The sequence below is a fragment of the Actinokineospora bangkokensis genome (genome assembly GCF_001940455.1).
Lineage (GTDB): Bacteria > Actinomycetota > Actinomycetes > Mycobacteriales > Pseudonocardiaceae > Actinokineospora > Actinokineospora bangkokensis.
Genome location: NZ_MKQR01000003.1, coordinates 13,563 through 33,057, shown reverse-complemented (window position 1 = coordinate 33,057; position 19,495 = coordinate 13,563). Strand labels below are relative to the sequence as shown.

Sequence of the window (19,495 nt, the reverse complement as noted above, 5' to 3'; positions counted from 1 at the left end):
TCCTCGCACCCGTTCTTCTCGTTGGGGTCCCCGTTCAGCGGGGTGTCAGGCCGACAGGCGGGAGTCGGTGTCGCTGGTCCGCGCGACGAGGTCCTCCAGGGGGAGGTCGACGGCGCAGGCGATGGCGGCGACGGTGAAGAAGGCGGGGGTGGGGATGCGGCCCCGCTCGATCTTGCGGAGGGTCTCCACCGAGATGCCCGCGGCCGCGGCCACCTCGGCCATGCTGCGGTCGGCGCGGGCCGTGCGCAGCAGGGCGCCCAGCAGTTCGCCGCGTTCGCGTTCGTGCTGGGTGAGGGGTTGGCGGACCATGGGGCGATGGTACCCCGCCCGGGGCGGGTGGCCTGCTGGTCGACGGCAGGCCACCCGGGTGCCTCAGGGGAGGATGGCGTCGATCTCGGCGGCGGCCTCGGGGCCGAAGGCGGCGGCGAGGCGGGTGAGGGCGGCGGCCTTGTCGAACTTCCACTCCTGGGGGCCGTCGGCCTCCAGGACGAGGGTGGCGATGAGGGAGCCGAGCTGGGCGGAGCGCTCGTGCGACAGGCCCTGGCTGAAGGCGGCGAGGAAGCCCGCGCGCAGGCCGTCGCCGACGCCGGTGGGGTCGAGCTTGCTGGTCTCGGGGACGGCGGCGACGGTGACGACCGAGCCGTCGCGGCCGTGGATCTCCACGCCCTTGGCGCCCAGGGTGGTGACCCGGTAGGCGACGTGCTCGAGGACGTCGGCGTCGGACCAGCCGGTCTTCTTGCGCAGCAGCTCCCACTCGTAGTCGTTGGTGAACAGGTACTGCGCGCCCTCGACGAACTGGCGGATCTGGGCGCCGTCCATCCTGGCCATCTGCTGGGAGGGGTCGCAGGCGAAGGTGATGCCGCGCTGGCGGCACTCGTCGGCGTGGCGGACCATCGCCTCCGGGTCGTCCGGGCCGATGAGCATCAGGTCGATGCCCACCCGGTCGGCGATCGGACCCAGCTCGATGAGCCGGGACTCCGACATCGCGCCCGCGTAGAACGAGGCGATCTGGTTCAGCTCGTCGTCGGTGGTGCAGACGAAGCGGGCGGTGTGCCGGGTCTCCGACAGGTGCACCCCCGAGCAGTCGACCCCGTGGCGCTCCAGCCAGGACCGGTAGTCGGCGAAGTCGCCGCCCGCGGCGCCCACCAGCACCGGGCGGCAGCCCAGCACGCCCATGCCGAAGGCGATGTTGGCCCCGATCCCGCCCCGCCGCACGACCAGGTCGTCGACGAGGAAGCTCAGCGACACCTTGTGCAGCTGGTCGGCGACCAGCTGCTCGGCGAACTTCCCGGGGAAGTGCATCAGGTTGTCGTTGGCGATACTTCCGGACACTGCGACGGGCACGCGGCCTCTCCCTGCGTGGGCCCGGTCGACGGCCCGTCGACCAGGTCTGGTTTGCCTGCTTCGGTCACCTGATCGATCAACCAGGCGGAGGGGATTCGACCAGCCGCGGGACCGGGTCGGCAACCGCTGGTGGGGTCAGTCGACCGCGAACCGCGGGAAGACTACCGATCGGTACCCCTGGGAAGTGACCTTGATTACGTTTACCGTCGAGGGCATGAGCACCCCCGAAGCCGACACCATGGCCGAGCTGATCGCCGACTGCGCCGACGTGCCCAGCCGCCTGACCAGCGTCCCCGTCACCGTGCCGACCGCGCGCGCGGCCGCGGCGTGGCGGGTCACCGAGGCCAACGCCGCCCAGGTCACCGACCTGGACGAGTACGTCTGACCCGATCACGCCGCGAGGGCCACGACCTGCCGGTCGTGGCCCTCGCGCGGGTCCGGGGCCTGCTCGGCGCCGGGCTGCGGCTCAGTGGAACGAGTCGCCGCAGGCGCAGCTGCCGCCCGCGTTGGGGTTGTCGATGGTGAACCCCTGCTTCTCGATGGTGTCCACGAAGTCGATGGTGGCGCCGTCCACGTACGGGGCGGACATCCGGTCCACGGCGACCTTGAGGCCGCCGAAGTCGCGGAACAGGTCGCCGTCGAGCGTGCGCTCGTCGAAGAACAGCTGGTAGCGCAGGCCCGCGCAGCCACCGGGCTGCACGGCGATGCGCAGGTGCATGTCGTCGCGGCCCTCCTGGTCCAGCAGCGCCTTCGCCTTGCTGGCTGCCGCGGCGGACAGCTGCACGCCGTGGGTCGCCGCGTCGGTGCCGTTCTCCTGGGCGGTCGTCATGGTTCTCCCTTGGCTGGTCCTACGCCGGTGTTGGCGTGCCCCGCCGGATGGCGGGACCTGCTAACCGGGGCAACGGGCGTAGGCGCGGATTTCTTCCCACACCCATGGTGACACAACCACGCGGCGATGTGACCCGTCCCGCCCGTCGGACCTGCGGCTGATCACCGCCACTGCCGGGCGACGTGCTCGGCCAGCGCGGACAGCGCGCGGGCGGGCTCGGCCACGGCCGCCTCGACCGACCCGGCGTGGTCGGCGACCGCGTGCGCCTCCGCGACCCCGATCGAGGCGGCCCTCCTGCGCCCGACAGCGACCTGACCTGCGAGGACGATGCACGGCACCGCCCGCTCGGCGGCTGCGGCGGCCACCGCGGTGATCAGCTTCCCGCGCAGGGACTGCCAGTCGAAGCTGCCTTCCCCGGTGACCACCAGCCCCGCGCCGGCCACCGAGTCCGCGAGCCGGGTGGCGCGGGCCACCAGCGCGGACCCGGACGTGCTGGTCGCCCCCAGCGCGAGCAGCGCGAAGCCGAGCCCACCGGCGGCCCCCGCGCCGGGCTCGTCCCGGGGGTCGCGGCCGGTGCGGGCGGCCAGGTCATCGGCGTGTGCGGCGAGCCTGCGCTCCAGCCGGGCGACGGCGGCCGCGTCGGCGCCCTTCTGCGGCCCGAACACCGCCGCGGCGCCGTGCGCGCCGAGCAGGGGGTTCTCCACGTCGGCGGCGGCGACCAGCCGCACACCGCCCAGGTCGACGCCCGCCAGCGCCTCGACCAGCCCCGCTCCCCCGTCGGTGGTCGCGGAACCGCCCAGGCCGATGACGACCTCGCGCGCACCGGCGGCCACCGCCGCGGCGACGAGTTCCCCGACACCCCGCGTGGTCGTCGACTCGCACACGCGGGGGCGCAGCTCGGCGTGCACCAGGTGCAGGCCCGCCGCCTCCGCGGACTCGACGTAGGCGGTCTCCCCCACCAGCAGCCAGCGCGCCCGCACGGGCTCGCCCGTGGGGCCGGTGACCGGGGAAACCCGCAGGTCACCGCCCAGGGCGGTGTGCAGGACGTCGACGAAACCGGGGCCGCCGTCGGCCAGCGGCCGCAGCAGCAGCTCGTGCGCGGGGGCCCCGCGGCGCCAGCCCGCGGCGATCGCCGCCGCCGCCTCGGGCGCGCTGAGCGTGCCGCCGAACCCGTCCGGAGCGATCACGACCCGCATGCCGGGAGCCTATTCACCCAGGACCGGGGGCGAGGACCGCACCGGGTTTGTCCTACGCTGTCCTGGTGAGGTTCCTTCGCCGCAGCGCCGACAGCCCCGACACCGAGCAGGTGGAGGAGTCCGCCGTCACCGTGGAGGAGCTGGCCAGGGGCCGCACCGCGGGCAAGGGCCGCCCCACCCCCAAGCGCCGCGAGGCCGAGGGCCGCAGGCGCGGCCCGGTCGCCCCGCCGCCGAAGACCACGCGCGAGGCCATGCGCCGCGCCCGCGGGTCGAAGGAGGAGCGCGCCGAGCTGGCGGCCAAGCGCAAGGCCCAGCGCGTCGAGCAGCGCCAGCGGATGAACGAGGGCGACGACCGCTACCTCATGCCGCGCGACCGCGGCCCGGTGAAGGCCTACGTGCGCGACCTGGTGGACTCCAAGCGCAACCTCATGGGCCTGTTCATGCCGCTGGCCGTGCTGGTGTTCGTCTCGATGCTGCTGCCGTCGCTGGCCGCCCAGCAGATCGCCCAGCTCATCTGCATGGTGATGCTGCTGATCATGGTCGTCGAGGGCGTGCTCAACGGCCGCCGGGTGGCCAAGGCCACGCGGGCGAAGTTCCCCAAGGAGAACATCCGGGGCGCCTCGGTGGGCTGGTACGCGTTCATGCGCGCCGCCCAGCCGCGCAGGCTGCGCGTGCCCAAGCCGCGGGTCGGCCCCGGCGCCGTCGTCGCCTGACCGGTCGCCGGGCGCGCTCCTGCCCGCCCCGGCCTAGGCTCGGTGGCATGGAATTCCGCCGCCTGGGCCGCAGTGGCCTCACCATCTCCGAGATCTCCTACGGCAACTGGCTGACCCACGGCTCGCAGGTCGAGGAGGACGCCGCGCACGCGTGCGTGCGGGCCGCCCTCGACGCGGGCATCACCACCTTCGACACCGCCGACGTCTACGCCAACACCAAGGCCGAGGCCGTGCTCGGCCGCGCGCTCAAGGGCGAGCGGCGCGAGGGCCTGGAGATCTTCACCAAGGTCTTCTGGCCGACCGGGCCCGGCGCGCACAACGACAAGGGCCTGGGCCGCAAGCACATCCTGGAGTCCATCAACGGCTCGCTGTCGCGGCTGGGCACCGACTACGTCGACCTCTACCAGGCGCACCGGTTCGACCGGCACACGCCGCTGGAGGAGACGATGCTGGCCTTCGCCGACCTCGTCCGCCAGGGCAAGGTGCTCTACGTCGGGGTCTCGGAGTGGACCGCCGACCAGATCACCCGCGGCGCCGCGCTGGCCCGCGAGCTCAAGGTGCCGTTCATCTCCAACCAGCCGCAGTACTCGATGCTGTGGCGGGTCATCGAGAAGCAGGTCGTGCCCGCCTCCGAGCGCGAGGGCCTGGGCCAGATCGTGTGGTCCCCGATCGCGCAGGGCGTGCTGACCGGCAAGTACGCGCCGGGTGCCGAGCCGCCCGCGGGCTCGCGCGCCACCGACGAGACCGGCGGCAAGAACATGATCAGCCGCTGGATGCAGGACGACGTGCTCACCGCCGTGCAGAAGCTCAAGCCGCTGGCCGAGCAGGCTGGCCTGTCGATGGCGCAGCTCGCGGTGGCGTGGGTGTTGCAGAACCCGAACGTGTCCTCGGCCATCATCGGCGCCTCGCGGCCCGAGCAGGTGCACGACAACGTCGGCGCGGCGGGCAAGAAGCTCGACGCCGACCTGCTGGAGGCGATCGACAAGGCCCTGGAGGGCGTCGTCATCTCCGACCCGTCGCTGACCGTCAGCCCGTGACGCGCGGGGGCGCGCCCGCGCACCGCGGGCGCGCCCCGGCCGACCGGCCGGGGGAGGTCACTGCGCGCTGAGGGGCATCGGGCCGTAGACCTCGGTGCCGTCCTCCAGCAGCGTCACCTGCACGACCCCCGCGTGGTGCAGGTCGGGCCACACCGAGCTGAACCACTCCTCGGCCTCGGACTGGTCGTCGAACCGCTCTGCCGGGCCGTCGACGGGCTGGCCGTCGCCGTCCTCGTAGCGCCAGGTGAAGGTCACGCCCAGGACGGTAGCGTCCCCCGCATGCGCACGCTGGTCCTCGGGGGCGCGCGGTCGGGCAAGTCCGCGCACGCCGAAGGGCTCCTCGACGACGGGCCCGCCACCTACCTCGCCACCGCCCGCCGCCTGCCCGGCGATTCCGACTGGGACGCCCGCATCCAGGCCCACGTCGACCGCCGCCCGCCCGCGTGGCGCACGCTGGAGGTCCCCGACACCGCCTCGGTGGTCGGCGCGCTGGCCCGTGCGGGCGCGGGCGACCCGCCGCTGCTGCTCGACGACGTGGCGACCTGGCTCACCGGCGCCCTGGACGACGCGGGCGCCTGGGACGAGCGCGCCCCGCGGGTGTCCACCGCGCCCGAGCGGGCCCGGCTGGTCGAGGCCGTGGCGGGGTGCCGGGCGCGGCTGGTGGTGGTGTCCGCCGAGGTCGGGCTGGGTGTGGTGCCCGCGACGCGCTCTGGCAGGCTCTTCCGCGACGAGCTCGGCGCGGTGAACGCGGACCTGGCCGCGGTGTGCGACGAGGTGCTGCTGCTGGTGGCCGGGCTGCCGCTGCGCCTGAAGTGATGCCCGCGCCTGGAGTGATGGAGGTACCCCGGTGAGCACCGATTTCCCGCACGTCGAAGCGCCCGACGCGGACGCGCGGGCGGCGGCGCGGGCGCGGCAGGGGCGGCTGACCAAGCCCGCGGGCTCGCTGGGCCGGTTGGAGGAGCTGGGCGTGTGGGTGGCGGCCTGCCAGGGGCAGTGCCCGCCGGTGCCGTTCACCCGCCCGCGGGTGGTGGTGTTCGCGGGCGACCACGGCGTCGCGGCGCACGGCGTCTCGGCCTACCCCAGCGAGGTCACCGGGCAGATGGTGGCGAACTTCGTCGCGGGCGGTGCGGCGGTGAACGTGCTCGCCGGGGTCGCGGGCGCCACCGTGCGGGTGGTGGACCTGTCCGTCGACTCCGACGGCGCGGGTCTGCCCCCGCAGGTCACCGCGCACAAGGTGCGGCGCTCGTCCGGGTCCATCGACCGGGAGGACGCCCTCACCGAGGACGAGGCCCGCGCCGCGCTGGCGGCCGGGCGCGCGATCGCCGACGACGAGGTCGACAGCGGCGCGGACCTGCTGGTCGCGGGGGACATGGGCATCGGCAACACCACCCCGTCCGCGGTCCTGGTGGCCGCCCTCACCGGCGCGGAGCCGGTGGCGGTGGTCGGCCGCGGCACCGGTGTCGACGACCAGGGCTGGATGCGCAAGGCGGTCGCCGTCCGCGACGCGCTGCGCCGGGCCCGCCGGGTCTCCGGCGACCCGCTGGCGCTGCTGCGCACGACCGCGGGCGCGGACATCGCGGCGATGGCCGGGTTCCTCGCCCAGGCCGCGGTGCGCAAGACCCCGGTGGTGCTCGACGGCGTGGTGTCGGGGGCGGCCGCCCTCGTGGCCGAGGAGCTGGCGCCGGGGGCGTCGGCGTGGTGGGTCGCCGGGCACCGCTCGGTGGAGCCCGCGCACACCCTGGCCCTGGAGCAGCTGGACCTCGAACCGCTGCTGGAGATGGGCTTCCGGCTCGGGGAGGGCTCGGGCGCGGTGGCGGCGCTGCCGCTGGTGCTCATGGCGACCCGGGTGCTGGCCGAGATGGCGACCTTCGAGGGCGCGGGGGTCAGCGAGCGGGCCGCGGACGGGGAGCAGGCCGCGGCCGAGGCCACCGGCTGACGTGCGGCTGGCGTTCTCCTGGCTGACCGTCCTGCCGCTGCACGTCGCCTCGGTCGACGGGCGCGCGGCGGGGCGGGCGATCTCCTGGGCCCCCGTGGTGGGGGTCGTGCTCGGCTTCGCCGCCGCGGGCACCCTGCTGCTCCCCCTGCCGCCGCTGCTGGCGGGGGTGCTGGCGTTCGCCGTGCTGGCGGTGCTCACCCGCGGGATGCACCTCGACGGCGTGGCCGACACCGCTGACGGGCTGGGCTGCTACGGGCCGCCGGAGCGGGCGCTGGAGGTCATGAAGCGCGGCGACGTGGGCCCGTTCGGCGTGGTGGCGCTGCTGGTGGTGGCCGGGGTGCAGGTCACGGCCTTCGCCGCCGTCCCGTGGCAGGCCGCGGTGGTGGCGGTCGCCGCGGGGCGGGCCGCGTTCGCCGGGTGCTGCGCGCGCGGTGTGCGGGCCGCTCGGCCGGAGGGGCTGGGCGCGCTGGTCGCGCAGACGCAGCCGTGGTGGGTGCCCACGGTGTGGGGTGTGCTGATCGCGGCGGGCGGGTGGTGGTCCGTCGGTGTCCGGGTCGCGATCGGGGTGGCCGTCGCCGCCGTGCTGGTGGCCGCGCTGGTGTGGCACACGCGCAGGCGCTTCGGCGGGATCACCGGGGACGTCCTGGGCGCGGCCTGCGAGATCGCCACCTGCACCGTGCTGATCGCCTGCTGCTGGGGTTAGGGCCTGTCCTCGAAGCCTGCTCCGTGCGAGTCGTGATCAGAACGGACGTCGCTGCGCGGGGCTGTGAGGACAGGCCCGGCGAACGGCGCCGCCCGGCGGCCCGCGTCGTGGGCGGGCTGCCGGGCGGCGGTGGTGCCGGGGGTCAGAGGGTGGTCATCCAACCCCGGGTGTCCTCGGCGTGGCCGTACTGGAGCGCGGTCAGCGCCTCGCGCAGCGCGCTGGTCACCGGGCCGGTGGCGCCGCCGGAGACGGAGAACTCGCCCCCGGCGTGCTTGACGTGGCCGACCGGGGTGATCACCGCGGCGGTGCCGCAGGCGAACACCTCGCTCAGCTCACCGGTCTCGGCCTTCTTCTCCCACTCCTCGGTGGAGACGGGGCGCTCCTCGACCTCGAAGCCGTGGTCGGCGGCCAGGGTCAGCAGGGAGTCCCGGGTGATGCCCGGGAGCAGGGCGCCGGACAGGGCCGGGGTCACGACCTTGTCGCCCATCACGAAGAACAGGTTCATCCCGCCCATCTCCTCGACCCAGCGGCGCTCGGCCGCGTCGAGCCAGACCACCTGCTCGCAGCCCTGCTCGGCGGCCTGGGCCTGGGCGAGCAGCGAGGCGGCGTAGTTGCCCGCGAACTTCGCCGCGCCGGTGCCGCCGGGGGCGGCCCGGATGTACTCGGTGGAGAGCCAGACGGTGACCGGCTTGACCCCGGAGGCGAAGTAGGCCCCCGCGGGCGAGGCGATCAGCAGGTACAGGTACTCCGCCGCGGGGCGCACGCCCAGCCCGACCTCGGTGGAGATCATGAACGGGCGCAGGTAGAGCGACTCCTCCGGCCGGGTGGGGACCCAGCGGCGGTCGACCGCCAGCAGTTCGTGCAGCGAGTCGACGAACAGCTCGTCGGGGAGTTCGGCCATGGCCATGCGGCGGGCCGAGGCGCGGAAGCGCTCGGCGTTGGCGCGCGGGCGGAAGGTCTTCACCGAGCCGTCGGGCTGGTGGTAGGCCTTGAGCCCCTCGAAGATGGCCTGGCCGTAGTGCAGCACCATGGTGGCCGGGTCGAGGGGCAGGGGCTGGTAGGGCTGGACCCGCGCGTCGTGCCAGCCCTTGTCGGTGGTGTGGCGGATGGTCACCATGTGGTCGGTGAAGTACCGCCCGAAGCCGGGATCGGCGAGTACCTCCGCGACCCGCTCCGGGGTCGCCGGCGACGGGTGCGGGGTGCTCTGGAACGGCGTGGTCGTCATGGGGCGAAACGGTATCCGGGTTTCGGCCGCGAAACCATCGGCATCCCGAAGCTCGGACCTCCGACTACCTCAGGTCACCGGCCGCCTGCCCAGCGCCCACCACGCGACCCCGCCGAGCAGCGCGACCCCGGCCGCGGCGGCCAGCCCGACCAGCGAGGTGTTCACCCCGACGACGACGCTGAGCACGATGCCGCAGCAGCCCGTGCGGACCCAAGTGGACCGTTGCGCACGGGTCAGCGAGCGGGCGGCGGCGTTGAGCAGGGCAGCGTGGCCGAGCAGCAGGCAGGCCGCGACCTCGGCGGCGAGGGCGGTCGGCAGCGCCACCACCAGGGCGGCGCAGGCCACCACGAGCGCGGCGAGGTGGTGGCGGGGGCGTCCGGGCAGCTCACCGTGCGCGGCCAGCTGCGCCGCGGCCGAGCCCGCGCCGACCAGCAGCGCGCGGACGGCCAGCAGGGCGCCGAGCGCCAAGCCCGCGGTGAGCGCCGGGTCGAGGCCCGCGCCGTCGGCGGCGACGAGGGCGTCGCGCAGGGGGGCGGTCGACAGCGCCGCGCGCGGCCCGCCCAGTTGGTGCAGCACGGTGAACACCGCGGCGCCCATGAGCACCAGCACCCCGAGCACCGACCCCGCGGCCGCGCGGGCGCTCGGGCTGCCACCGGTCCCGGTGAACCCGAGGGTCAGCACCCCGGCGGCGACGAGCACGCCGGTGGGGTCGTCGACACCGGGCACGCCGGCCGGGGCTGCCACGGCGGGCAGGGCCGGGGCGATGCCGAGCCCCACCACGACGAACCCGACGACTGTGAGGATGGCCACAACCCGGGCTGCGGTGCCGGTGCTCGGCGGCAGCTCCACCCTGGCCACCAGGGAGACCGCGGCGACCAGCAGGACGACCCCGGCCCCGTACAGCGGACGGGGTGGCCAGAGGTAGGCGCCCGCGGCCCCGGCGACGGCCGCGGCGGCGACCACCCGGCCCGCGAGCGCGAACACCTCGGCGATGCGGCCCGGCCCGCCGCCGAAGCGGGCCCGGACGTGCGCATCCTCGCCGGTCGCGGGGAACCGGGCGTGGAGGTCGGCGCGGGAGACGGCGGTCAGCAGGGCCACCACGCCCGCGAGGCCGAGCGCGGGCAGCGCCCACCAGCCCGCCGCGGCGATCGACGGCCCGGTGGCCACGAGCACCCCCGCCGCGAGGGCGGCCGCGGCGGCGGGAAGGGCCGCCGCGCGGGCCCCGACCGGGGCGTGTCCGACCGCTGTCACGGGCACAACCGTGCCAGATCAGGGGCCCCCGCACCATCCGGCCACCGGTGTCCCGGCGCGCCGGGCCGGCTAGCATGCCTCACCACCCGGGCCGCACGACCCGGCCGAGGCGGGTGCGCGGCCCACGAGGACGTCCCCCGCCGGACGACACCGCAGCACAGCCGAGGAGCCCGCACCGTGACCGCCCCCAAGCTCGCCATCGCCACCACCCCGGTGGTGCAGGCCCCCGTCGACGCCCTCGTGATCGGCACGACCCAGGACGGCGCAGGCGGCGCAGGGCAGGGCGGGCTCGCGCTGGCCCCCGGCAGCGAGGCCGTCGACGCGGCGTTCGACGGCGGGCTGGTGGAGCTGCTGACCGCGCTGGGCGCCACCGGCAAGGCCGACGAGGTCGTCAAGCTGCCGTCGCTGGGCAAGCTGCGGGCCACCGTGGTCGTGGCCGCGGGCCTGGGCAGGACCGCCGCGGACGGGTCGGTGACCGCCGAGCAGGTGCGCCGCGCCGCCGGTGCCGCCGCGCGGGCGATCGGGTCGAGCGCGCGGGCGGCGACCACGCTGTCCGCGATCGACCTCCAGGCCACCGTCGAGGGCCTGCTCATGGGCTCCTACACCTTCTCCGCGTACAAGTCCGCCGCCACCGAGCGCGCGCTGGCCAAGGTCGACCTGGCGGCCCCCGCCGAGGGCGCGGCCAAGGACCACAAGGCCACGCTCAAGGCCGCCACCGCCATCGCCGAGGCCGTCACCACCACCCGCGACTTCATCAACACCCCGCCGAACGACCTCTACCCCGCCTCCTTCGCCGACCGCGCGGTCGCGCTGGCCCGCGAGGTGGGCCTGGAGGTCGAGGTGCTGGACGAGAAGGCGCTCAAGAAGGGCGGCTTCGGCGGCATCCTCGGCGTCGGCGGCGGCTCGGCCCGCCAGCCGCGGCTGGTCCGGCTGCGCTACAAGGGCCCGCGGGCCAAGGCCAAGGTGGCCCTGGTCGGCAAGGGCATCACCTTCGACACCGGCGGCATCTCGATCAAGCCCGCGGCGGGCATGGAGGCGATGACCTCCGACATGTCCGGCGCGGCGGCGGTCGTGGCCACGGTCGTGCTCGCGGCGAAGCTGAAGTACCCGCTGGAGGTCATCGCCACGGTGCCGATGGCCGAGAACATGCCCTCCGGCAGCGCCTACCGCCCCGGCGACGTGCTGTCGATGTACGGCGGCAAGACCGTCGAGGTGCTCAACACCGACGCCGAGGGCCGCCTGATCCTGGCCGACGCGATCGTGCGCGCCTGCGAGGACGGCCCGGACTACCTGGTGGAGACCTCGACGCTGACCGGCGCGCAGGTCGTGGCCCTGGGCAACCGCACCGCGGGCGTGATGGGCTCCGAGGAGTTCCGCGACCGGGTGGCCGCGATCGCGCAGGGCACCGGGGAGGGCGGCTGGCCGATGCCGCTGCCGGAGGAGCTGCGCGACGGCCTGGACTCGCGCCTGGCGGACCTGACCAACGTCAGCGGCCAGCGCTGGGGCGGCATGCTCACCGCGGGCGTGTTCCTGCGCGAGTTCGTCGCCGAGGGCACCCCGTGGGTGCACCTGGACGTGGCGGGCCCGGCGTTCAACACCGGCGGCCCCTGGGGCTACACCACCAAGGGCGGCACCGGCATCCCCGTGCGCACCCTGGCCGCGGTGCTGGCGGACATCGCCGCGAACGGCTGATCGGACGCGCGGGAGGGGCGGCCAGGCTGTCCCTCCCGCCCGCCCGGGTGGGGCCATCGTCCACAAGGGCCGCTCAACCACGTCGAACGCCGCGGACCTCGGGCAGCACCGTCCACTCCGCACACCGAGCGGCCCGTCAGCGCGCTCGATGACCAGCGGCAGGCCTCCGACGGTCGAGCCGGCGGGCGCCACGGCCGGAGTCGATCACGCGCAGGCGGCCCGGCGCGGGGTGTCCGACGGCACACGCGGCGTGATCCACTCCCCCGTCCGGGCGACACCCGCGCCGGGCCGCCCTCCGGGTCCCACCCCGTACCCGGACGCGGCGGGCACCGGTCAGGCGCCGCCCTCGCGCTTCTTGCGGGCGTTGTAGTCGCGCATGCGCTGCGGCAGGCCCACCCGGTTGGCCTCGTACACCGGGATCGAGCGCTTGCGGCCGAAGGCCATCGCGGCGTCGAGGTCGGCGATGCGCCTGCGCGTCCACTCCCCGTCGTGGGCCACCAGCACCACCGTCGTGTCGGTCACGTTCGTCTTCGGCTCGACGAACGCCTCCACCCCGTGCCTGCTCGACGCCCACTCGTCCAGGTGCGAGGTGTCGGCCTTGCTGGCCCCGCGCAGCTGCCCGGCCTGGCCCCGCTTGCGCCGCAGCGAGTCGAATATCCCCACGTCACACTCCTCTCCGCCGGTGCGGCCCGCCCCCGGTCCCCGGGGTACTGGGGAGTAACCCGGAACGGGCGCACCGGACACCCGACCACCTCGCAAGCCTGCCCCACGAAGTGACAAGATGGCGTGTGGTGGCTGCCGCCGAACGTGTGACCAGCGCGCCGCCCGGCTCGAAGGACTCAACGCTGTCGCACGTCGAGGAGATCCCTGTGACTGACACCTCCGCTGACCTCGTGATCCTGGGTGGCGGTTCCGGTGGCTACGCCTGCGCCTTCCGCGCCGCGGAGCTCGGCCTGTCCGTGGTCCTGGTGGAGAAGGACAAGGTCGGCGGCACCTGCCTGCACCGCGGCTGCATCCCCACCAAGGCGCTGCTGCACGCGGCCGAGGTCGCGGACAACGCCCGCGAGGGCGACCAGTTCGGCGTCAAGTCCTCCCTGGAGGGCATCGACATGAACGGCGTCAACTCCTACAAGGACTCGATCGTCGCGGGCCTGCACAAGGGCCTGCAGGGGCTGTTCAAGGCCAACAAGGTCACCGTGGTGGAGGGCACCGGCACCTTCGAGGCGCCCAACCGGGTGCGCGTGGGCGGGGACACCTACACCGGCAAGAACGTCGTGCTGGCCACCGGCTCCTACGCCAAGACGCTGCCCGGCCTGGAGATCGGCGGCCGGGTCATCACCTCCGACCAGGCGCTCAACCTCGACTACGTGCCGGAGAAGGTCGTCGTCCTCGGCGGCGGGGTCATCGGCGTGGAGTTCGCGAGCGTGTGGCGCTCCTTCGGCGCCGACGTCACCATCGTCGAGGCGCTGCCGCGCCTGGTGCCGCTGGAGGACGAGTGGGCGTCCAAGCAGCTGGAGCGGGCGTTCCGCAAGCGCGGCATCACGTTCAAGACCGGGGTGCGCTTCACCGGCGCCACCCAGTCCGACACCGGGGTCAGCGTCTCCCTGGAGTCCGGTGAGACCCTTGAGGCCGACCTGCTGCTGGTCGCCGTCGGCCGCGGCCCCAACTCCGCGGGCCACGGCTACGAGGAGGCGGGCGTGGCGATGGAGCGCGGGCTGGTCACCACCGACGAGCGGCTGCGCACCAACCTGCCCGGCGTCTACGCCGTCGGCGACCTCGTGCCCGGCCTGCAGCTGGCCCACCGCGGCTTCCAGCAGGGCATCTTCATCGCCGAGGACATCGCGGGCCTGGCGCCGAAGGTCATCGACGAGACCGGCATCCCCAAGGTCACCTACTGCAAGCCCGAGGTCGCCTCCGTGGGCCTGACCGAGGCCCAGGCCAAGGAGAAGTACGGCGCCGACGTGCAGACCCTGGTCTACGCGCTGTCCGGCAACGGCAAGAGCCAGATCCTCAAGACCCAGGGCGGGGTGAAGCTCATCAAGGCCCCCGACGGCCCGGTGGTCGGCATCACCCTGGTGGGCGAGCGCGTCGGCGAGCTGATCGGCGAGGCGCAGCTGATCTACTCCTGGGAGGCCCACCCCGAGGACGTCGCCCCGCTCGTCCACGCCCACCCGACCCAGAACGAGTCGCTCGGCGAGGCCTTCCTCGCCCTGGCGGGCAAGCCCCTGCACGTGCACGGCTGAGACCCCCCTCCCGCCGCCCCCGCGCGACCGGGGGGCGGCCGGGAGGTCGCGCCAGCCGCACCCCGCTCAGCCTTTGCAACAACGCACGAGGAGTCCAAGCAACCATGGCGTTCTCCGTTGAGATGCCGGCGCTCGGAGAGAGCGTCACCGAAGGAACCATCACCCGCTGGCTGAAGCAGGAGGGCGACACCGTCGAGGTGGACGAGCCCCTGCTGGAGGTCTCCACCGACAAGGTCGACACCGAGATCCCCTCCCCCGCCGCGGGCGTGCTGCAGAAGATCCACGCCCAGGAGGACGACACGGTCGAGGTCGGCGCCGTGCTGGCCGAGATCGGGGACGGCTCGGGCTCGGCAGGCTCCTCCGACTCCTCCGGGTCGTCGGAGCCCGCCGCGCAGGAGGCCGAGCCGGAGCCCGAGCCCGCGCAGCAGGAGGCGCCGAAGGCCGAGGCCGCCCCCGCCCAGGGTGGCGGCGCGCAGGGCGGTGGCGCGCAGGGTGGCGGCTCGGCGCAGGGCACCGAGGTCTCCATGCCCGCCCTGGGCGAGTCGGTCACCGAGGGCACCGTCACCCGCTGGCTGAAGTCGGTGGGCGACGCGGTGGAGGTCGACGAGCCGCTGCTGGAGGTCTCCACCGACAAGGTCGACACCGAGATCCCGTCGCCGGTGGCGGGCACCCTGCTGGAGATCAGCGCGGGCGAGGACGAGACCGTCGAGGTCGGCGGCAAGCTCGCCGTCATCGGTGACGCCGACGCCGCCCCGGCCCAGGAGCCCGAGGCCGCCCCGGAGCCGCCGAAGCAGGAGGCCCCCAAGGCCGAGCCGAAGCCCGAGCCCAAGCAGGAGGCCCCCAAGGCCGAGCCGAAGCCCGAGCCCGAGCAGGAGGCCCCCAAGGCGGCCCCGCAGGACGCCCCGCGCCAGCAGGCCCCCGAGGCCAAGCCGGAGCCCGCGGGCGAGTCCAACGGCGCGAGCCCGTACGTCACCCCGCTGGTGCGCAAGCTGGCCGGGGAGCACGGCATCGACCTGAGCACCGTCAAGGGCTCCGGTGTCGGCGGCCGCATCCGCAAGCAGGACGTGCTGGCCGCGGCCGAGGCGAAGAACAAGCCCGCCGAGGACACCCGCCCCGACCTGACCGCCGCCGCCGCGACCGCCTCCACCCCGGTGGCGCCGAGCAAGCCGGTGCAGGCCGACACCACCCTGCGCGGCACCACGCAGAAGATGTCGCGGCTGCGCCAGACGGTGTCCAAGCGCATGGTCGAGTCGCTGCAGACCGCCGCGCAGCTCACCCAGGTCGTCGAGGTCGACGTCACCAAGATCGCCAAGCTGCGCAAGCGGGCCAAGGCGGCGTTCGAGGCGGGCGAGGGCGTCAAGCTGACCTTCCTGCCGTTCTTCGCCAAGGCCACCGTCGAGGCGCTCAAGCAGCACCCGAAGCTCAACGCCTCCATCGACGAGGACGCCAAGGAGGTCACCTACCACGGCGCCGAGCACCTGGGCATCGCGGTGGACACCGAGCGCGGCCTGCTCACCCCGGCCGTGCGCGACGCGGGCGACCTGAGCCTGGCGGGCCTGGCGCACCGCATCGCCGACCTGGCCGAGCGCACCAGGGCGAACAAGGTCACCCCGGACGAGCTGTTCGGCGCGACGTTCAACCTGACCAACCTGGGCTCGCAGGGCGCGCTGTTCGACACCCCGATCATCCAGCTGCCGCAGGTGGCGATCCTGGGGGTCGGTCTGGTCGTCAAGCGCCCGGTGGTGATCACCGACGACAACGGCGACGACACGATCGCGGTGCGCTCGATGGTGTACCTGGCGCTGACCTACGACCACCGCCTCATCGACGGCGCGGACGCGGGCCGCTTCCTCACCACGATCAAGAACCGCCTGGAGGAGGGCGCCTTCGAGGGCGACCTCGGGCTGTAGCACCGCAAGGCCACCCGATTGGGTGAGCTGCGGGGTGCGCGGCGGCCGTTAAGGCAGCACGCACGGGAGGGGCCGTCCAGGCTGGACGGCCCCTCCCGCCGTCCGCGGTGGGTAACCGCCATCACGCGGGCGTGCGCGGTGACCGGATCTTGGGGACGATCACCCCATGCGCGTAGTCGTCGCCGGTTCGTCCGGCCTCATCGGGACCGCCCTGGTCGCCAAGCTCCGCAACGGGGGCGACGAGGTGCTGCGGTTGGTCCGGCGCGAGCCGCAGGCGCCCGACGAGCGCCAGTGGGACCCGCCGTCCGGCGCGGTCGAGGAGGGCACCTTCGCGGGCGTGGACGCGGTGGTCAACCTGTGCGGGGCGGGGATCGCCGACCGCCGGTGGAGCCAGGCGCGCAAGCAGGAGCTCATCGACAGCCGGATCGAGCCCACCGAGGTCATCGCCGCCGCGGTCGCGGAGTTCGGCGTGCCGGTGCTGCTCAACGGGTCGGCGGTGGGCATCTACGGGACCATCCCGGCCGGACCGGCCGACGAGACCGAGCCCGCGGGCCGGGGCTTCCTGGCCGAGCTGTGCGTGCGGTGGGAGGCCGCCACCGCCGCGGCGGCCGCCGCGGGCGCCCGGGTGGTGCTGGCCCGCACCGCGCAGGTGCTCTCGCCCAGCGGCGGGCTGCTCGGCCCGCTGCGCCCGCTGTTCGCCCTGGGCCTGGGCGGCAAGCTGGGCAGTGGCAGGCAGTACATGCCCTGGATCCACCTCGACGACGAGGTGGACGCGCTGGCGTTCCTGCTGCGCGAGGACATCTCCGGCCCGGTGAACCTGGCCGGGCCCACCCCGGCCACCAACGCCGAGTTCACCCGCGCGTTCGGCCGGGCCCGCAACCGCCCGGCGCCGTTCCGGGTGCCGCAGGTGGCGCTGAAGGTGGCCCTGGGCGACTTCGCCGAGGAGATCCTGCGCAGCCAGCACCTGGTGCCCAAGGTGCTGCAGGACCACGGCTTCCCGTTCCGCTACGACACCGTCGACGACGCGTTGACCGCGATCGAGCAGCGGTGACCGCGCGGGCGGTGTGGGGGGCGGCGCTGCTCGCCTGCTTCGCCCTGCTCGGCGCACTGGTCTCCGGCGCCCCCAACGCCGTCGACGAGTGGTTCGCCGCCCACCTCGGTGGGGACTACCTGGGCCTGCCCGGTCAGGTCGCGGGGGCGGTCAGCGTGGTGCTGGGGCCGGTCCTGCCGGTGGCGCTGGGCGTCGGGCTGGTGGTGGCAGCGGGCATCGACTACTACGCGGGCCGGGTGTGGCGGGCGCTGCTGCTGGTGCGCGTGCTGGTGGTGCTGATCGCCTGCCGCGTGGTGTCGTTCGTCAAGCCGTTGTTCGGGCGCGAGCGGCCCCGGGACTACCCGGACTTCAGCTTCCCCAGTGGACACGTGACGTCGGTGGCCGCCGTGGCGTTCGCGGTGGTGCTGCTGTGCGTGGCGCTGGCCCCGGCCAAGGTGCGCCTCGCGGCCGTGCTGGGCGGGCTGGGGGTGGTGGTGATCGCGGTGTGCCGGGTGGTGCTGGACGTGCACTGGTTCACCGACACCGCAGGTGCCGTGGTGGGGGTGCTGGGGGCGGGGTTGCTCGCCTCGGCGGCGGTGGGCCTGCCGCTGCGCCGCGGGGGTGTCGCCGCGGAGGGCTCGGACGAGGTGGCCGAGGAGGCGTAGGGTCGTGCCGTGAGCGCCGCCGAACTGCCGTGCCGAGCCAGTGCCGAACCGGTCCAGATCCGTCCGATCGGGACGGTGGAGTACCGCAGCACCTGGGACCTGCAGCGCGAGCTGGCCACGGCCCGCGCCGACGACCGGGGCCCGGACGTGCTGCTGCTGCTGGAGCACGAGGCCGTCTACACCGCGGGCAAGCGCACCGCCGACGACGAGCGCCCCGACGACGGCACCCCGGTCGTCGACGTCGACCGCGGCGGCAAGATCACCTGGCACGGGCCGGGCCAGCTCGTCGGCTACCCCATCGTCAAGCTCTCCGACCCGGTCGACGTCGTGCAGTACGTCCGCCGCGTCGAGGAGGCGATGATCGCCGTCTGCGCCCACTACGGCCTGCAGACCGGGCGCGTCGAGGGCCGCTCCGGCGTCTGGCTGCCCGCCACCGCCACCGCGCCGGAGCGCAAGATCTCCGCGGTGGGCATCCGGGTGCAGCGCGGGGTCACCATGCACGGCTTCCAGCTCAACTGCGCCAACGACCTGGCCGCGTTCGACCGCATCATCCCCTGCGGCATCCGGGACGCGGGTGTCACCTCGCTGAGCGCGGAGCTCGACCGCGAGGTCCCCGTCTCCGAGGTCCTGCCGCTGGCCCGCGACGCCGTCCTCGCCGCGCTCGACGGCGAGCTGACCGTCCAGGACCACTGGCTGCACAAGGACGAGCCGTCGCTGCCGGGCGTCACCTTCGCCCTGCGCAACTGACCGGGACGCGGTCGCCCGACGCCCAGACCGGCCCCTAGGGCGTGTCCTCAAAGCCAGAGTGTGAGGGTGGCGAGGTCGATCATGGCCTGGAAGGACAGGGCGGTCTTGTCGTAGCGGGTGGCGATGGCCCGGAACTGCTTGAGTCGGTTGAAGCAGCGCTCGACGACGTTGCGTCGCCGGTAGGCGACCGGGTCGAAGACTGGTGGGCGGCCGCCTGCTCGGCCTCGTCGTTGTCGTCCGGCCTGTTGGTCGCGGCGTTCGGGGATGGTGGTGGGGATGCGCCGGGCCCGCAGCCAGGCGCGGATGGCGCGGGAGGAGTAGCCCTTGTCCGCGAGCACCCTGCGCGGGCGGGCGCCCGAGCGTCCCCGGCCGGGGCGTCGGAACCGAATCCCGTCCATGACCTGGGTGAACATGGTGCAGTCGTTGACGTTGCCGCTGGTCAACACCACCGACAACGGACGCCCGTGCCCGTCACACGCCAGATGGATCTTGGTCGAGGGCCCGCCCCGAGAGCGGCCGATGGCATGATCACCTGGTTCGCCCTGCCCGCCGCGGGATCGCCCCGCCCCCCGCGCCGGGGTCGACGGCGTGACGGGCCCCGGCCGCGTGCTGGTGCGCCCGCACGATCGAGGAGTCGACCGAGACCTCCCGGTCCAGCTCGTCGACCGCCTCGGCGACGACCCGCACCCTGGCGACCAGCGCGGCCAAGGTCCCGTTGCGCGACCACCGCCAGAACCGGTTGTAGACGGTCTTCCACGGCCCATACCGCTCCGGCAGATCACGCCACGAGATCCCCGTCTTGGCCTTGAACAACATCCCGTTCACCACCCTGCGGTCATCCACCCTCGGACGACCCCTCACACCCGAAGGCGGCAACAACGGCTCCACGACCTGCCATTGCTCATCGGTCAACTCATGCCTGCGCACCACGGGACAAGATCAAAGCAGATCAACCACACCCACTTTGAGGACAG

21 protein-coding genes are annotated in these 19,495 nt (G+C 74.3%); 12 read left to right on the top strand and 9 right to left on the bottom strand.

The window, feature by feature from the left end; all coding sequences use genetic code 11:
- Positions 1 to 45 precede the first annotated feature (45 nt).
- Complete coding sequence (locus BJP25_RS01735; protein WP_075972987.1) at positions 46 to 309, bottom strand: helix-turn-helix domain-containing protein; 264 nt, start codon at positions 307 to 309, stop codon at positions 46 to 48.
- A gap of 63 nt (positions 310 to 372) precedes the next feature.
- A complete protein-coding gene (locus tag BJP25_RS01730; protein WP_075972986.1) occupies positions 373 to 1,302 on the bottom strand; it encodes a carbohydrate kinase family protein in 930 nt (309 codons plus the stop codon).
- A 256-nt stretch (positions 1,303 to 1,558) separates the two neighbouring features.
- Between BJP25_RS01730 and BJP25_RS34480 the strand changes: the two genes are divergently transcribed.
- Positions 1,559 to 1,729, top strand: a complete 171-nt coding sequence (locus BJP25_RS34480) for a hypothetical protein (RefSeq protein ID WP_198943309.1) — start codon at positions 1,559 to 1,561, stop codon at positions 1,727 to 1,729.
- Between the two features lie 81 nt (positions 1,730 to 1,810).
- On the opposite strand, the gene BJP25_RS01725 is transcribed toward BJP25_RS34480, so the two are convergent.
- Positions 1,811 to 2,173: a HesB/IscA family protein gene (locus BJP25_RS01725; protein WP_075972985.1), complete on the bottom strand. Its 363-nt coding sequence runs from the start codon at positions 2,171 to 2,173 to the stop codon at positions 1,811 to 1,813.
- 161 nt (positions 2,174 to 2,334) lie between these two features.
- Positions 2,335 to 3,369, bottom strand: a complete 1,035-nt coding sequence (locus BJP25_RS01720) for a glycerate kinase family protein (protein ID WP_075972984.1) — start codon at positions 3,367 to 3,369, stop codon at positions 2,335 to 2,337.
- A gap of 65 nt (positions 3,370 to 3,434) precedes the next feature.
- On the opposite strand from BJP25_RS01720, the gene BJP25_RS01715 reads away from it, so the two are divergent.
- Both BJP25_RS01715 and BJP25_RS01710 read left to right on the top strand, forming a co-directional pair.
- Positions 3,435 to 4,082 carry a DUF3043 domain-containing protein gene (locus BJP25_RS01715; RefSeq protein WP_075972983.1) on the top strand — a complete coding sequence of 216 codons (648 nt, stop codon included), beginning with the start codon at positions 3,435 to 3,437 and terminating at the stop codon, positions 4,080 to 4,082.
- A 47-nt stretch (positions 4,083 to 4,129) separates the two neighbouring features.
- Complete coding sequence (locus BJP25_RS01710; protein WP_075972982.1) at positions 4,130 to 5,119, top strand: aldo/keto reductase family protein; 990 nt, start codon at positions 4,130 to 4,132, stop codon at positions 5,117 to 5,119.
- Between the two features lie 57 nt (positions 5,120 to 5,176).
- On the opposite strand, the gene BJP25_RS01705 is transcribed toward BJP25_RS01710, so the two are convergent.
- Positions 5,177 to 5,374, bottom strand: a complete 198-nt coding sequence (locus BJP25_RS01705) for a hypothetical protein (RefSeq protein WP_075972981.1) — start codon at positions 5,372 to 5,374, stop codon at positions 5,177 to 5,179.
- A gap of 24 nt (positions 5,375 to 5,398) precedes the next feature.
- On the opposite strand from BJP25_RS01705, the gene BJP25_RS01700 reads away from it, so the two are divergent.
- From BJP25_RS01700 to BJP25_RS01690, 3 genes are read left to right on the top strand one after another with little or no spacing between them, the layout of a single operon-like run.
- On the top strand, positions 5,399 to 5,935 hold the full coding sequence (locus BJP25_RS01700) for a bifunctional adenosylcobinamide kinase/adenosylcobinamide-phosphate guanylyltransferase (RefSeq protein WP_075972980.1): 537 nt from the start codon (positions 5,399 to 5,401) through the stop codon (positions 5,933 to 5,935).
- 31 nt (positions 5,936 to 5,966) lie between these two features.
- A complete protein-coding gene (gene cobT, locus BJP25_RS01695; protein ID WP_075972979.1) occupies positions 5,967 to 7,055 on the top strand; it encodes a nicotinate-nucleotide--dimethylbenzimidazole phosphoribosyltransferase in 1,089 nt (362 codons plus the stop codon).
- Between the two features lies 1 nt (position 7,056).
- Entirely contained in the window at positions 7,057 to 7,758 is a 702-nt protein-coding gene (locus BJP25_RS01690) for an adenosylcobinamide-GDP ribazoletransferase (RefSeq protein ID WP_075972978.1), read from the top strand.
- A gap of 142 nt (positions 7,759 to 7,900) precedes the next feature.
- Here the strand turns inward: BJP25_RS01690 and BJP25_RS01685 are convergent, their stop codons facing one another.
- Positions 7,901 to 8,983, bottom strand: a complete 1,083-nt coding sequence (locus tag BJP25_RS01685) for a branched-chain amino acid aminotransferase (protein WP_075972977.1) — start codon at positions 8,981 to 8,983, stop codon at positions 7,901 to 7,903.
- A 69-nt stretch (positions 8,984 to 9,052) separates the two neighbouring features.
- Positions 9,053 to 10,234, bottom strand: a complete 1,182-nt coding sequence (locus BJP25_RS01680; protein WP_075972976.1) for a hypothetical protein — start codon at positions 10,232 to 10,234, stop codon at positions 9,053 to 9,055.
- A gap of 177 nt (positions 10,235 to 10,411) precedes the next feature.
- Between BJP25_RS01680 and BJP25_RS01675 the strand changes: the two genes are divergently transcribed.
- Entirely contained in the window at positions 10,412 to 11,926 is a 1,515-nt protein-coding gene (locus tag BJP25_RS01675) for a leucyl aminopeptidase (RefSeq protein ID WP_075972975.1), read from the top strand.
- Between the two features lie 333 nt (positions 11,927 to 12,259).
- Here BJP25_RS01675 and BJP25_RS01670 read toward each other — a convergent pair whose 3' ends face one another.
- Positions 12,260 to 12,589 (bottom strand): oxidoreductase, encoded by a 330-nt coding sequence (locus BJP25_RS01670; protein WP_075972974.1) that lies wholly within the window; start codon positions 12,587 to 12,589, stop codon positions 12,260 to 12,262.
- A 206-nt stretch (positions 12,590 to 12,795) separates the two neighbouring features.
- Between BJP25_RS01670 and lpdA the strand changes: the two genes are divergently transcribed.
- The 5 genes from lpdA to lipB all read left to right on the top strand — a co-directional run bounded on the left by lpdA (position 12,796) and on the right by lipB (position 18,521).
- Entirely contained in the window at positions 12,796 to 14,169 is a 1,374-nt protein-coding gene (gene lpdA, locus BJP25_RS01665) for a dihydrolipoyl dehydrogenase (protein ID WP_075972973.1), read from the top strand.
- Between the two features lie 104 nt (positions 14,170 to 14,273).
- Positions 14,274 to 16,079: a 2-oxoglutarate dehydrogenase, E2 component, dihydrolipoamide succinyltransferase gene (gene sucB / locus BJP25_RS01660; protein WP_075972972.1), complete on the top strand. Its 1,806-nt coding sequence runs from the start codon at positions 14,274 to 14,276 to the stop codon at positions 16,077 to 16,079.
- 166 nt (positions 16,080 to 16,245) lie between these two features.
- Positions 16,246 to 17,130, top strand: a complete 885-nt coding sequence (locus tag BJP25_RS01655) for a TIGR01777 family oxidoreductase (RefSeq protein ID WP_075972971.1) — start codon at positions 16,246 to 16,248, stop codon at positions 17,128 to 17,130.
- Positions 17,127 to 17,774, top strand: coding sequence for a phosphatase PAP2 family protein (locus BJP25_RS01650; protein ID WP_075972970.1), 648 nt, complete (start codon positions 17,127 to 17,129; stop codon positions 17,772 to 17,774). The genes BJP25_RS01655 and BJP25_RS01650 overlap by 4 nt, the downstream gene beginning before the upstream one ends.
- A 9-nt stretch (positions 17,775 to 17,783) precedes the next feature.
- Positions 17,784 to 18,521, top strand: a complete 738-nt coding sequence (gene lipB, locus BJP25_RS01645) for a lipoyl(octanoyl) transferase LipB (RefSeq protein WP_075972969.1) — start codon at positions 17,784 to 17,786, stop codon at positions 18,519 to 18,521.
- Between the two features lie 47 nt (positions 18,522 to 18,568).
- Here the strand turns inward: lipB and BJP25_RS31975 are convergent.
- Positions 18,569 to 19,448, bottom strand: a protein-coding gene (locus BJP25_RS31975; RefSeq protein ID WP_143218829.1) for an IS5 family transposase whose coding sequence is annotated in 2 segments (ribosomal slippage) — positions 18,569 to 19,082 and positions 19,081 to 19,448 — 882 coding nt in all. Because the reading frame shifts where the segments join, the coding sequence is not laid out codon by codon here.
- Positions 19,449 to 19,495 lie beyond the last annotated feature (47 nt).

Coding starts and splice junctions, on each gene's coding strand:
- BJP25_RS01735 (WP_075972987.1), bottom strand. CDS start 309: ATGGTCCGCCAACCCCTCACCCAGCACGAACGCGAACGCGGCGAACTG.
- BJP25_RS01730 (WP_075972986.1), bottom strand. CDS start 1,302: ATGCACTTCCCCGGGAAGTTCGCCGAGCAGCTGGTCGCCGACCAGCTG.
- BJP25_RS34480 (WP_198943309.1), top strand. CDS start 1,559: ATGAGCACCCCCGAAGCCGACACCATGGCCGAGCTGATCGCCGACTGC.
- BJP25_RS01725 (WP_075972985.1), bottom strand. CDS start 2,173: ATGACGACCGCCCAGGAGAACGGCACCGACGCGGCGACCCACGGCGTG.
- BJP25_RS01720 (WP_075972984.1), bottom strand. CDS start 3,369: ATGCGGGTCGTGATCGCTCCGGACGGGTTCGGCGGCACGCTCAGCGCG.
- BJP25_RS01710 (WP_075972982.1), top strand. CDS start 4,130: ATGGAATTCCGCCGCCTGGGCCGCAGTGGCCTCACCATCTCCGAGATC.
- BJP25_RS01700 (WP_075972980.1), top strand. CDS start 5,399: ATGCGCACGCTGGTCCTCGGGGGCGCGCGGTCGGGCAAGTCCGCGCAC.
- BJP25_RS01685 (WP_075972977.1), bottom strand. CDS start 8,983: ATGACGACCACGCCGTTCCAGAGCACCCCGCACCCGTCGCCGGCGACC.
- sucB (WP_075972972.1), top strand. CDS start 14,274: ATGGCGTTCTCCGTTGAGATGCCGGCGCTCGGAGAGAGCGTCACCGAA.
- BJP25_RS01655 (WP_075972971.1), top strand. CDS start 16,246: ATGCGCGTAGTCGTCGCCGGTTCGTCCGGCCTCATCGGGACCGCCCTG.